The sequence below is a fragment of the Pseudogracilibacillus auburnensis genome (assembly GCF_003201975.1).
Lineage (GTDB): Bacteria > Bacillota > Bacilli > Bacillales > Amphibacillaceae > Pseudogracilibacillus > Pseudogracilibacillus auburnensis.
The window spans coordinates 231,323-243,774 of sequence record NZ_QJJQ01000004.1; the positions used below are offsets into that span (position 1 = coordinate 231,323).

Here is a 12,452-nt window from a genome sequence, read left to right on the forward strand (position 1 = left end):
CTTATACGATATCCTTTTTAGCAAAAATAAAACAAGAAATTACATACGAGATACATAAACTAATAAAAGATAACAATAATAATGTGGCAACAGGTTGAATATCGATCAGACCAAAGAAAAAAAGATAGATTGGATCGAACAGTTCATATGTTGCTCCAAATAAAAAAACGAGTGAGCTAACGCTAAGTAATAAAAATTGGATAATGGCAGCAAGTAAAAAGGAGTTAACAAGATAATAAATTGGTAGAGATATTGCAATTGCCAAACATATGGCAGTGAAAATAATTAGCACGATAGATCCAGGAAGTTGTTGATTCAACAACCATACATATAAAAAAAACAAGGTAAAAACGAGAAAGAGAAAGACATATCTAGCTAAAACAATGATATTTTTGCTTAGTGGTAAACTGATGATCGTTCGGTTCACTTTGTTTTTACGATCAAAATAAAATACATAAGCACATAAGATAATAAAAAAATTAAAATAAGTAATTAAAGGTATATTTGGAAGCGGAAAGATATGAACGATTAATAGTAGCAATGATACCACCACAATAAGTTGATGGTTCAACATCCAATCACGTTTCACCATTTGCCACATCAATTATTCCTCCTTCTTCACAAAAAAATACATAATATCTTCTAGTGTCGCCTTTTCAATGACAACATCATCCCTAAATTCGGCAAAAAGGGAAGGATCTCCTTCAAAAAGAGCTGTAAAGCCAATCTCTGTTTCTTGCAACCCGACAAATAAAGACCTAATATCTGCATCTATAAAGTCTGCTTTTCCTTTTATAATAAAATATTGTTCACGAATATCTTCCATCGTTTTTTGAAAAAGAATTTCCCCTTCATGGATAAAAATAATATGATCGGCAATTTTATCTAAATCAGTCGTAATATGTGTCGATAAAAAGATCGTTTGTCGTTCATTTACCATTAACTCTTGGAGCAATTCCAAAAGCTCCCGACGAAAAATTGGATCAAGTCCAGCTGTCGGTTCATCCATAACGATAAATTCTGGCTGATGTGTGAGTGCAAAAAGGAGCGAACATTTTACTTTCATCCCTTTAGAAAACTGTTTGAGCTTTTTCTTATATGGTAAATTGAATTTCTGTAAGTATTTCTCGAAAAGTTCTTCATTCCAATTTTGATACAATGGGGCAATAAAGGCTCTCATTTTTTTTATGGTGAAATCATCATACATATATAAATCATCATAGACAAATCCAACCTTTTGTTTAGAGTGGTAGTCTTTATGGGGGTGACCAAATAAATAAATCTCCCCTTCGTCGATTTTCAATAAATCCATCATCATTTGAATCGTCGTCGTTTTTCCACTACCATTTGGTCCAATAAAACCTGTAATAAATCCTTGAGGAATCATGAAATTTAACTTTCCAATGTTGAAATCTTTTCGTTTTTTTGACACGTTATGAAATTCCACAACATTCATGCTACACATCCTCCTCATAATAAACGTCTAAAAGCTCGATAAAATCTTGTTTTGTTAGCCCGATTTGTTTACCAGATTGGACAACCCTTTCGAGCTCATTTTCAATTTCACGCATTTGCCATTCTTTTAACACATGTGGTTGTTGACCAGCAACGAACGTTCCTTTCCCAATCGTCGAAATTACATATCCTTCACGTTCCAGTTCTTCATAGGCACGTTTCGTCGTAATCACACTTACTTTTAACTCTTTTGCCAAAACGCGCATAGAGGGAAGGGAATCTCCTTCTTGCAACTTACCTGTAAATATATGCTGTTTAATTTGGTCTTTTATTTGTTCAAAAAGTGGAACTTTACTATTTGTAGCAATGAGAATATTCACAAAATAGCTCACCTCCAAAATAATTGTGTATATACATTATATACAATATAGACATTTGTGCAAGGATAAAGATTTTTAAAAATGAATTATGATACACTAATAGAAACAAAAATGATAAAGCGGGTGTGCAAATGGATTTATTATTAAAAGGAAAGTCAGTGATCGTAACTGGGGCTAGTCAAGGGCTCGGAAAGGCGATTGCAACGGAATTTGCAAGGGAAGAGGCAGCTGTGTTTATCAGTAGTCGTAGTGAGGAAAAGTTGCAGAAGACGGTAAAAGAAATCCGGGAGGAAACAGGAAATAACGATGTCAACTATGTCGTTTGTGATATGAAGGAAGTTGACCAAATGAAAACACTCATTCAAAAAGTAGTCGATAAAAATGGTACAGTGCATGTTTTAATCAATAATGCTGGCGGGCCACCAGCTGGTGAATTCATGAAAATGACTGATGATGACTGGTATCACGCTTTTGAACAAAACCTACTTAGTGTCGTACGTGCAACAAGGCATGTAATTCCATATATGAAAAGACAAGAAGCAGGTCGGATTGTCAATATTACCTCTTCTTCGATTAAACAAAGTATCGACAATCTTATTCTTTCAAATACAATGCGTCCAGGTGTTTTAGGGCTAACAAAAAGCTTATCTCAAGAATTTGCCGCTCATAATATTTTAGTGAATACGGTAGGACCCGGGAAAATTGCAACAGAAAGATTGATGCAGTTGAATGCAATAACGGCATCCCAACAAGGAAAATCTATGGAGGAAATTGAAAAAGCATCTATTTCAGATATCCCACTAGGTCGTTACGGAAAACCTGAGGAGTTTGCCAAAGCAGTCGTATTTTTAGCTTCATTTGCCAATACGTATATTACCGGACAAGCTTTAATTGTTGACGGAGCGTCGGTAAAAGCAATATAAAAAATGAAGAGGCTGGGACATAACGAAAACGATCAAGTCGAAAGAAGAACAATGAACTACCTTAGCGGAGGAAATATACGTAGATTCCTGGACGGCTAGAATCGGTCACGTCCATGCGCGACACTAGTCCGTCCCGGGACCGCGTGCTTGCTCACCCCATCAAAGACCTTTGCTGCTGCGCTTACTCGCTTCAATAAACATTGTGCGCTGCGGGGGAAAGGCACCGGTGAGACCCTTAAAGACGCGCTAGCGTGAGCGCGATGACAATCGTCACGTCCTTGGACTGCGCTTACTCGTCCCATCGAAGAGCCTTTGCACTTTCGTTCCATCAAAAAGCGTTTGTGACGTCATTGATACTAGTACGTCCTGCGACTGCCTTACTCGTCGCAATAAACATTGTACGTCGGAGGCTCACCATACGCCTTAGGATGTGCAAAGTATCCTTCCGGAGCAAGTTATATGCAGCTACTATGGTTCGGATTTTTCATAGGCAAAAACACTATTATCCCAGTCTCTCTTAAATTTAGACTAAATTATATACGCCAATACAGATTAATAGAATTGGTGGAAGGAAGGTAAGTTTCGCTAATAGTTTGTTTTTCGATAATAATAAACCGATCTTAATTCCAGAATAAACAAATAAACCACTCATCGTTGCGACAAGAAAAGAAGTTAGCATTGGTGAATAACCGAGCATTGCCGCACCAAATCCTGCTCCAAAAGCATCTAATGCGAGAGCGATACCAAGTACGAACGCTTCTCCAACCGATATTGATCCTGATCGATCCTTATCAGCTTGGTGTGGATCTGACATGACAGATTTAAAATGACTGAACTTATTTTCATCTTTATTGGTTACATCATGACTTATTTGTTGATTTTTTTTCGAATGTATATTGGAGTAAAGAACAAATAGGCCAAGCATAATTAAAATGATGCTACCTAAAACACTAGTAATTGCTGGTGAAATAAACATTCGTAAAATATTCCCTACTAACATTGAACATAAAACGATGACTCCTGAGCAGAGCATAATAGTTAATAATGCTAGGAAAGAGATGCGAATATTACGCATACCATACGTAATCCCGACACCAAATCCATCTAAACTTACTGCGATGACAATTGAAATGAGATTCATATAAAAGATCATGTTTCATCCATTCCCTTAATTGTACGATGTTGGATATCTCCGTGGAGATACTAAAACTCCCGCTTTAGATAACGGGAGATAAGTGTCACTAAATGTGAAACAAACATGACTTAGGCAGATGAGGTTTACTTCGCCAAGTCTGCTTTATCGTATGTGGAAATGGATCAAAATGTGTCGTAAGTCAATCGCCCAAAATCGCTCCATAAGCGCAGGGAATACAGATTCTTCTCCTCACCTAAACTCGTTAGGTGCGATGAAAAGGAACTGCATTAAGTACGCAATCGATCATTTCTTTACCAGCCAGCTCCCATTTACTTTTATCTTCAATATATCCGTCCCGATCAACCGGCTCTTGAAACTGCGCAAACCCAGTGGCGGCAAGTAATGAATCAGCATCACGGTCAAGACCTATATGGACAACATGCTTAATAATATATGGTTGCTCAAATTCAATTAAAGCATTACGATGGTCAAGCATTCCTTTCACAACGTTAAAAGGAAGTCGAACGTATATTGTTTCCCCACTTTCTCTCCATAATACTGTATCAAAATAGCCCGCATGATATTCCCAAGCTCCTCCCAACGTAAAGCCAAATGACTTAGAATGATCGGTCATTTCCCCAAAATAGGTTCTTTTCCCTTGTAATTCAGATTCCAGCTTGATCATTTATTCCGCTCCTTTTTTTAATATTACTATTCTTATTATGTGGAAAAAAGAAAAGGATATTCTTCCAAAAAAAAGGACTAAACCTTGTTCGACTACTACTAACTACCTAAATAAGACATTTTAAAACAATTTTTATACAAATATGTGAAAAAGATGAAGGGTATCTAGGTAATATGGTATAGTTAATGAAAGCGTTATATAGTCTAAAAGTATGCAAGAAAGGGAACGGGAAGGAGTTTTGACAGTGAATAAATTACTGAGAAAAAAAGCCGCAAAACAAGCATTAATAAAAGTAGAAAAAATTGCAGAACAAATTAAACCCCTTATCCAAAATGATGCATCATTTGATACGAGTTATGGGAATTTTCACACCATATTAGACGAAGCATTGAAGCGGGATGAATATTTAGTTATAGTTGATACAGAAGGGACAAGCTATATTCATACGAATCGGTTATTAGAAGGGACAAAATTCGATGATCAAGTGGGGTTACAAGCAGCCAATACGAAAGAACCATTACTCCAAGTATATGAGAGATTGACTGGTGAAATACTTGTAGATGGTTCATGTCCGATAGTGGAAGTAAATGGAAAACAATACAACTTGCGCATTGGAAGAATCATTCATCAAAAATTTATCATTCCTTTTCTAAGTGCGGTCACAATAGTCCCAGCTATAAGCGTTTTTTTAAGTACATTCTTACTACCAATTTCAATTGAAACAGGGCTTATTGTTGCGGGCATTTCCTTCGTCGTTACAGCAATTTTTACTATTATTTTATACAAGTATTTAATGAACGGAATCAATTCATGGCATCGTGTGACCAGGAAAATTTCTGCTGGTGATTTAACAGTAGAAGTGAAGAATCGCTCTCGATCCGAATTTCATCAAATTGGATTTGAAATAAATAAAATGGCGATTGGAATGAAAAAGATAATTGCAGAATTAGGTGGTTCTTCTCAAGTTATTAACAAAGTAAGTTATGATCAGGCAGAAGAATCAGCTAGATTATCAAACACATTTACACAGTTCGGGAACACGATGCAATCTTTTCAAGCTGGAGCTGAAAATCAGTTAGCCTCTTTACAGTCGGCAAGTGCAATGGTGCAAACGATGATTCGTGGAGTTCGTGAAATGGATGATCAAATTGAAGGTACTCTTTCAATCTCTGAAGAAGCGTCCATTGCTGCTAAGGAAGGTAGTAAAGCCATTATAAATTCAGAACAGAAGATGCACCAGTTGGAAGAAGCAGTAAACAATTCAGCCCGAAAAATTGCTCAAGTGGCAGAAGATGTAAATAATGTCATTCAAAAGGTTTCTTCCATTACTCAAATTGCCGAACAAACGAACCTACTTGCGTTGAACGCATCAATTGAAGCGGCACGAGCTGGTGATGCGGGAAGTGGATTTTCAGTTGTTGCAACCGAAGTGAGAAAGCTTGCAGAAGATACGAATGAATTTGCGAGTGATATTTTTACCCAACTGGAAAAAACTCGTGAAGAAATGCAGGAAGCGGTTGAACATGTTGAGGCAAATACATATGCCATTCGTGAAGGGGTAGAAATCGTCCAAATTGCTGGTTCATCGATTGAACAATTAAACGATGCTTCCATACAGTCAAAAGAAGCGATCGTACATAATAGCCGTTATGCAGATGAGTTAACGAAAGATGGCGAACAATTAGAAAAAATTATTGAAGAAATAAATCGGATAGCGGAAAGTTTTACCGAACAAGTAATAAAAACAGTTTCACATATGGATGATCAAATAGAAGGTATTCATCATTTAGCAGTAGATGCGGAAACATTAACAAATCAAGCGAATAATTTAAATCGGACGGTTCATAAATTTACTTTAAGTTAGTAGATGTTTTTAAACAGGAATAATGATGAAAATTTTTCAAACATTATTCAAAATAGTTTACGGTTTAAGGCTTTATCGTGTATGATGGTAGAGAAAAGGTTTTAACGATGCGAGGGAGGTTACGGAAAATGGCTTTTGTAATTTTAGAGCCGTGTGGTGCTGAAAAAGCTGCGGAATGTGTAAGTGTCTGTCCTGTTGATTGTATAGAAGAGGGGCCAGACCAATTTTATATAGATCCAGATATTTGTATTGACTGTGGGGCTTGTGTTGCAGTTTGCCCAGTCGACGCAATAGTTGAAGAGTATGACTTAACCCCAGAAAATGAAGTTTACCTAGAAAAAGCGGAAGAATTTTTCGCTAACCGTTAATAACAATCTCATAAAAATCCAATTACAATGAGTATAATTGTAATTGGGTTTTTTTGTTTTATCTTAGAGTTCATTTCATCAATGCTAATTTCAAGGATAAATCCGAATAGGACACATCGAAAAATTAATATTCGGGTATTTTAACTAACACCTAAGGTTTCTACTCTAGGGGGCGACTCTTGCGGCTAAAAGCAGTCACGTTCTGGAACTTCGCTAAATGCTCGTCCCATCGAAAACATTTGGGATTGCGCTAAATGCTCGTCCCATCGAAAACATTTGGGATTGCGCTAAATGCTCATCCCATCGAAAATATTTGCACCTGCCGATTACTTGGTGCAATAAACATTGTGCATCGCGGGAGGCAAGGCACAGGTTAAGAGTAGGAAGTAGGAGGGTTTTAGCTCAGGCGTTAGATTATATTGAAGAAAATGCCCCCGTTTTAGTACTTGACGAACGAGAAGGATTGAAAGGGATTCATCCAAATAAAAATGCCCCTAATCAACAATAATAGACCTTTTGTTTAGGCGCATTTTGATAAAGATGATTTGTTTATGCTTCCTTGTCATTTACTTTCTCAGCAATTTTACTTATTATCCAACGTTCTGCAGTCTCTTCACTCACTGTATAAATTTTCCCAGCGCGGAGCAGTTCTCCACGATACATTGTTTGAATATTCATTTTCACTTTCATCATTTTAACTCCTCCATATTAATAGCTTTATTATACATGATTGCAAGTAGGATGAACATTCTCCAACAAAAGTCACTAGGTAAAAATGAGGGCGATCGTTTTGTAAATATATGTTAAGGTTATAGAAGGAAATTTTAAGGTAGGAAGGGATATAGAGATGGAGAAAAGTGTTGAAGAAGATGTACAAGTAGAAAATGAGGGGGATAGGCTAAATCCATGGCTAACGATTTGGTATAAGCCACGCGCAACATTTCGTTCATTTATTAACCATGGATCTGACTCCAAATTAATTATTTTTCTTGTTATGTTGTCAGGGGTATTATATGCTTTTGATCGAGCAGTTGGAAAAAGTATGGGCGAATCGATGTCCACTTTAATGGTGCTAGTCTTAGTGATAGTATTAGGGGCGGTTGGTGGAATTATCTCATGGCTTATTTGGTCTGCCATTGTTTATTATGTAGGAAAATTGTTTAAAGGTACAGGAACGCTTCGTGAAATGTATACTGTGATAGGTTTATCCTATATTCCAGTTGCAGTTAGTACTATTTTTTGTTTTTTCGATGTTGTCATTCTGAAAGATGCATTGTTTGTTGATGTGTATTTAAGCCCTTTTCAAATTATATGGCTACTATTTTCAACATTTTTTACGTTTATGTTTACTGCTTGGTCATGGTTCTTAATGGTAAAAGGAATTGCGGAAGTTCACCGATTTTCGTCGTGGAAAGGATTGTTAACATTTATCATTCCGGGAGCGGTTCTTTTCTTAATGATAATAGTAATTGTTATTGTTGGTGTAATAGTATCTATGGTAGCATTCGGATAAGTTGGTAAAGTAAAATCCCTTTCAATCTTTGAAGGGATTTTTTATTTGCATCCTACATCTGTAACAAATGTTTTTGTAATTTTCATCCTTTTAGGAGATAATGAGCATAGGAAATCTTGCAAAAGATAGAAGGGTGACAGATGAAAACGACAATATTAATCGTTGATGATGATAGAGAAATCGCCGAATTAATTCAATTTTATTTGGAAAATGAAGGTTATAACGTGTTAAAAGGCTATGATGGGGAAGAAGCACTCACCATCATTGCAGAAAAATCGATTGATCTATTAATCTTAGATGTGATGATGCCAAAAATAGATGGACTGGAAGTATGTAAAAAGGTGCGAGAAAAACATCCCATTCCAATCCTTATGCTAAGTGCAAAAGTGGAAGATATGGATAAAATAGTGGGATTAATGACTGGCGCAGATGATTATATGGGAAAGCCTTTTAATCCGCTTGAAGTTGTCGCAAGGGTAAAAGCCTTACTTAGACGTGTCCATATGCAAATGAAATCAACAGAATCAACAACTGATCAACTTTTCATCCATTCACTTGTGATTAATAAGAAAAATCACGTCGTACAAGTGGAAGGGAAAAAGGTGAATCTTACTCCAATTGAATTTGATATTTTATATTTATTAGCAAGTCGTCCAAGCAGAGTGTTTAGTTCAGAGGAAATTTTTGAACATGTTTGGAATGAAGAAGCGTATGGGATAAGTAAAACAGTCATGATTCATATTAGCAATCTTCGTAAAAAACTTGAAGATGCAACAAACGGGGAAAAAATTATTCAAACTGTTTGGGGAGTAGGGTATAAAATCGATGCGTAAATTTAAGAAAGTCTTTACCTCAATGCCTAAAAGGAGAATGGCCGTTTATCTTTTTCTATCTGTTATTTTTGCTTATTTTACGAAATTTGTATTTCAAGGATTTTTCCAATACCTATTTTTAAGTTCTGTAACTCTTACGTCCCTTGATTCGGCACTTGCAGACATTATCGGACCTGGAAAATATTATACATATCTTCATTATTTTGATATGTATTCTAAGGGGATTTTTTTCTTCATTTTCATGATTTATATTTACTTATTTTATCGATATGAGAAAAAGAAACAATATTTGGCGAATTTAAATAACATTTTAAAAGAGACATCCTTTATTGCGGAGGGGAATTTTGAACATCAATTAACAGTATATGATAATAACTTGGACGGTCTTGTTAAAAACATTCATAATATTGTTGATCGTTTGAAAGAAGCAATAGAGGAGGAGCGCCATATTGAGCATACGAAAAATGAACTGATTACAAATGTTTCACATGATTTACGTACACCTCTTACGTCAATTGTTGGGTATCTTAGATTGATTGAACAGGATAACTATAAAGATGAGGTTGCTTTACGTCATTATACAGGAATTGCCTATGACAAAGCACTAAGCTTAGAACAATTAATTAATGAATTATTTGAGTATACAAGAATACAAGACAAGCAACTTCAATTAAATATGCAACCGATCAATATCGCTGAAATATTGGGGCAAGTGATCGTTCAAAATCAGGTGTATTTTATTGAAAATGAGATGATCTGTCGGGAAGAATTTGCAAATGTTACGCTAACGGTTCTAGGTGATGGGGAAAGGTTAGCGCGTGTTTTTAACAATTTAATATTAAACGCCATTCATTATGGCAAAGAGGGAAAATATGTTGATATTTTAACAGAAGATTTTGGTAGTGAGATTGCTGTTACAGTGACAAACTATGGGAATCCCATTTCGAGTATTGATTTGCCACATCTATTTGAACGCTTTTATCGAATCGAAAAATCAAGAGCCAAACATACTGGTGGCTCAGGATTAGGACTTGCCATTTCTAGAAGTATCGTTTTACGTCATAATGGAACAATCGATGTCGAAAGTAATCTGGATAGGACATCTTTTATTGTGAAACTTCCTAAATATGCGGGGGAGATAGATTAGCGTTCTAACAATCTTTACTATTTCTTTACCTTTTCTTTCTTTGTACTATACATCCAACCGTTATATTAGTACGTATAGGAAGGGAACAAGGAGGAAGAATTTTGTTAAAGAAAAATAGATTTATCTTCATTTTTTTAATCATCTCAATCAGCTTACTAGCAATTAATAAATATAGTGATTTACGGAAACCGGCTATACATAGTACTGCTGCTGTTTTAATGGATGCCTCCAATGGTGAAATTTTATATGAGAAGGATGCAGGAATTTCATACCCGGTGGCAAGTATGTCCAAATTGATGACAATGTATATTGTTTTAGATTTGCTTGAAGATGAAGTAATTGATTGGAGTGATCATGTTACAGTAAGTGAGAACGCTAATGATCTTATCGATTCCGCTGCAAAAATCCCTGTTGAAAGTGGCACGATTTTGACTGTACAGGATCTATATTATGCCATGGCAATTTCATCTGCTAACAATGCAACCATTGCTCTCGCTAAAAATATTTCAGGAACAGAGGAAGAGTTTACATTATTAATGAACGAAAAAGCTCGTGAACTTGGATTATCAGAGGGGGCAAATTTTGTTAATGCTACAGGTTTACCAGATGCAGAAGTAGAGAATCAAATGTCTGCTAGAGATGTCGCGACTCTTGCGCACAATCTATTAACAGATCATCCAGAAGTTTTAGAAGCAGTTCGCTTAGAACATTACTACATCGAATCTTTTGGAATTGATTTATATACAACAAATAGAATGCTGAACAAACACGAGGATGAAGCTTATGTTAAAGAGGTCGATGGGTTAAAAACTGGTTATACAGATGCAGCGGGATATTGTTTTGTAGGAACTGCAATGAAAGGGGATCGGCGTCTTATCTCCGTTGTCATCAATGCTGAAACAGATGAAGATCGTTTTAGCGAAACGAAAAAGCTACTATCCTACGGTTTTTCTCCTTTTACTTTTTAATGGGGATTCGATGGATGACGACAAATTAGGTTATATTCGTTTCTATCAAACGTAAGAAATGATTTATATATCCCAAACAGCTCCTAATCGTGCCATGGGAAGCAGAAAAAGCGGGAAATCAGTCACGAATAGATGCTAATTATGATCATGTCCATATAATTGTGTAAAAAAAGAATGAGTCTCCCCAATCCTTGGAACTATGTTTTTAACCGAAACAATTGTTAGGAGAAATTGGTGAATAACTCAAATTAATTTTACCTTAAATTTCAAGAATTTAAAAAAGGAAATGATGGAATCTAGTTTAAATACGGTGATTAAGTCTGGGATCATTAATGTTCTTAACGAATACATGGAAAAAGAACGCGATCATTATATGAAAAATATGATTGAACTCGCAATAGGCATGATTATAGAGACGGTTATTCTGAAGGAGTACTTATCTTAAATATAGGAACATTTAATTTAAAAGTTTCACGTACACGAAGTGAAGAGTTTTCCACTGATATATTTAAAAGTATCAGCGTTGTGATCAATCGTTACTTCTTCAAAGGTAAGAAGACATGAAAGAGTTATTCTTATTTTTCCTAATCAACAGTCTGCCTTTAGATTAGTAGGCTCCGTTTTAATGGATTATGAAGAAGTATTTAGCAGTAAAGTGTACATCCAATTTTAAAGGCAAGATCTAAAAATAAAAAGTTAGAAGCACTAAACATCGCCACCATTGACGACGTTTTTGTCTGTGTTGTGTAGGCATTGCGGGTTCGGGTGAAATAAAGCCTTAAGGCTCACCCGCTGTTTATGGTAACACAGACAAGTCGAAACTAATCATTCAGTGGCCGGGGCCCGAACCCCTCTCCACTGAATGATAAGTTTCGAGCACTTATGTCAATGGCTAGCAGCAATCGCTGTGGCTGTTTTAGCGGGGGGATAAGGGTTAAAAAACATTGGAATTACCAATTTACACAGAATAATGGACTTGACATTCCCTCGTGCATGAACTTTCCGAAAACGTGTGAGAAGTGCCCCGCGTCGCCCTCCCTCGAGCTTGAACTTTCCGAAAACGAATGAGAAGTGCCCCGTGGCATCTTCCCTCGTGCATGAACTTTCCGAAAACGTGTGAGAAGTGCCCCGCGTCGCCCTCCCTCGAGCTTGAACTTTCCGAAAACGAATGAGAAGTGCTC

Annotated in this window: 13 protein-coding genes and 2 pseudogenes; 9 read left to right on the forward strand and 6 right to left on the reverse strand. The window is 36.3% G+C overall.

Annotated elements, in window-relative coordinates; all coding sequences use genetic code 11:
* Position 1: 1 nt before the first annotated feature.
* From DFR56_RS07800 to DFR56_RS07810, 3 genes are read right to left on the reverse strand one after another with little or no spacing between them, the layout of a single operon-like run.
* Positions 2-601 carry an ABC-2 transporter permease gene (locus DFR56_RS07800; protein ID WP_110394882.1) on the reverse strand — a complete coding sequence of 200 codons (600 nt, stop codon included), beginning with the start codon at positions 599-601 and terminating at the stop codon, positions 2-4.
* A 3-nt stretch (positions 602-604) separates the two neighbouring features.
* Positions 605-1,456 (reverse strand): ABC transporter ATP-binding protein, encoded by an 852-nt coding sequence (locus DFR56_RS07805; RefSeq protein WP_110394883.1) that lies wholly within the window; start codon positions 1,454-1,456, stop codon positions 605-607.
* 1 nt (position 1,457) lies between these two features.
* Positions 1,458-1,835, reverse strand: a complete 378-nt coding sequence (locus tag DFR56_RS07810) for a GntR family transcriptional regulator (protein ID WP_110394884.1) — start codon at positions 1,833-1,835, stop codon at positions 1,458-1,460.
* Positions 1,836-1,966: 131 nt separating this feature from the next.
* On the opposite strand from DFR56_RS07810, the gene DFR56_RS07815 reads away from it, so the two are divergent.
* On the forward strand, positions 1,967-2,758 hold the full coding sequence (locus DFR56_RS07815; protein WP_110394885.1) for an SDR family oxidoreductase: 792 nt from the start codon (positions 1,967-1,969) through the stop codon (positions 2,756-2,758).
* Positions 2,759-3,281: 523 nt separating this feature from the next.
* On the opposite strand, the gene ytaF is transcribed toward DFR56_RS07815, so the two are convergent.
* Positions 3,282-3,911 carry a sporulation membrane protein YtaF gene (gene ytaF / locus DFR56_RS07820; protein WP_110394886.1) on the reverse strand — a complete coding sequence of 210 codons (630 nt, stop codon included), beginning with the start codon at positions 3,909-3,911 and terminating at the stop codon, positions 3,282-3,284.
* A 244-nt stretch (positions 3,912-4,155) separates the two neighbouring features.
* Positions 4,156-4,578, reverse strand: a complete 423-nt coding sequence (locus DFR56_RS07825) for a YugN family protein (protein WP_110394887.1) — start codon at positions 4,576-4,578, stop codon at positions 4,156-4,158.
* Positions 4,579-4,822: 244 nt separating this feature from the next.
* Between DFR56_RS07825 and DFR56_RS07830 the strand changes: the two genes are divergently transcribed.
* Positions 4,823-6,442 carry a methyl-accepting chemotaxis protein gene (locus DFR56_RS07830; protein ID WP_158525548.1) on the forward strand — a complete coding sequence of 540 codons (1,620 nt, stop codon included), beginning with the start codon at positions 4,823-4,825 and terminating at the stop codon, positions 6,440-6,442.
* 128 nt (positions 6,443-6,570) lie between these two features.
* A complete protein-coding gene (locus DFR56_RS07835; RefSeq protein ID WP_110394889.1) occupies positions 6,571-6,810 on the forward strand; it encodes a ferredoxin family protein in 240 nt (79 codons plus the stop codon).
* A gap of 549 nt (positions 6,811-7,359) precedes the next feature.
* Here DFR56_RS07835 and DFR56_RS22890 read toward each other — a convergent pair.
* The gene (locus DFR56_RS22890) at positions 7,360-7,503 is read right to left on the reverse strand and encodes a hypothetical protein (RefSeq protein WP_158525550.1); all 144 of its coding nucleotides are present in this window, start codon (positions 7,501-7,503) and stop codon (positions 7,360-7,362) included.
* Positions 7,504-7,657: 154 nt separating this feature from the next.
* Between DFR56_RS22890 and DFR56_RS07845 the strand changes: the two genes are divergently transcribed.
* From DFR56_RS07845 to DFR56_RS23965, 6 genes and pseudogenes are all read left to right on the forward strand, one after another.
* Entirely contained in the window at positions 7,658-8,323 is a 666-nt protein-coding gene (locus tag DFR56_RS07845) for a Yip1 family protein (RefSeq protein ID WP_110394891.1), read from the forward strand.
* Between the two features lie 140 nt (positions 8,324-8,463).
* Positions 8,464-9,156 carry a response regulator transcription factor gene (locus DFR56_RS07850; RefSeq protein WP_110394892.1) on the forward strand — a complete coding sequence of 231 codons (693 nt, stop codon included), beginning with the start codon at positions 8,464-8,466 and terminating at the stop codon, positions 9,154-9,156.
* A complete protein-coding gene (locus DFR56_RS07855; protein WP_110394893.1) occupies positions 9,149-10,303 on the forward strand; it encodes a sensor histidine kinase in 1,155 nt (384 codons plus the stop codon). The genes DFR56_RS07850 and DFR56_RS07855 overlap by 8 nt, the downstream gene beginning before the upstream one ends.
* A 101-nt stretch (positions 10,304-10,404) precedes the next feature.
* Positions 10,405-11,271, forward strand: coding sequence for a D-alanyl-D-alanine carboxypeptidase family protein (locus DFR56_RS07860; RefSeq protein ID WP_110394894.1), 867 nt, complete (start codon positions 10,405-10,407; stop codon positions 11,269-11,271).
* Positions 11,272-11,509: 238 nt separating this feature from the next.
* Positions 11,510-11,816: pseudogene (locus DFR56_RS23960) on the forward strand (transposase); the annotation flags it as partial.
* A pseudogene (locus DFR56_RS23965) lies at positions 11,813-11,944 on the forward strand (transposase); the annotation flags it as partial. The pseudogenes DFR56_RS23960 and DFR56_RS23965, both read left to right, overlap by 4 nt.
* Positions 11,945-12,452 lie beyond the last annotated feature (508 nt).

Excerpts from the sequence above, each read along its gene's own strand:
- DFR56_RS07800 (WP_110394882.1), bottom strand. The coding sequence starts at position 601 with ATGTGGCAAATGGTGAAACGTGATTGGATGTTGAACCATCAACTTATT.
- DFR56_RS07805 (WP_110394883.1), bottom strand. The coding sequence starts at position 1,456 with ATGAATGTTGTGGAATTTCATAACGTGTCAAAAAAACGAAAAGATTTC.
- DFR56_RS07815 (WP_110394885.1), top strand. The coding sequence starts at position 1,967 with ATGGATTTATTATTAAAAGGAAAGTCAGTGATCGTAACTGGGGCTAGT.
- ytaF (WP_110394886.1), bottom strand. The coding sequence starts at position 3,911 with ATGATCTTTTATATGAATCTCATTTCAATTGTCATCGCAGTAAGTTTA.
- DFR56_RS07825 (WP_110394887.1), bottom strand. The coding sequence starts at position 4,578 with ATGATCAAGCTGGAATCTGAATTACAAGGGAAAAGAACCTATTTTGGG.
- DFR56_RS07835 (WP_110394889.1), top strand. The coding sequence starts at position 6,571 with ATGGCTTTTGTAATTTTAGAGCCGTGTGGTGCTGAAAAAGCTGCGGAA.
- DFR56_RS22890 (WP_158525550.1), bottom strand. The coding sequence starts at position 7,503 with ATGATGAAAGTGAAAATGAATATTCAAACAATGTATCGTGGAGAACTG.
- DFR56_RS07845 (WP_110394891.1), top strand. The coding sequence starts at position 7,658 with ATGGAGAAAAGTGTTGAAGAAGATGTACAAGTAGAAAATGAGGGGGAT.
- DFR56_RS07850 (WP_110394892.1), top strand. The coding sequence starts at position 8,464 with ATGAAAACGACAATATTAATCGTTGATGATGATAGAGAAATCGCCGAA.
- DFR56_RS07855 (WP_110394893.1), top strand. The coding sequence starts at position 9,149 with ATGCGTAAATTTAAGAAAGTCTTTACCTCAATGCCTAAAAGGAGAATG.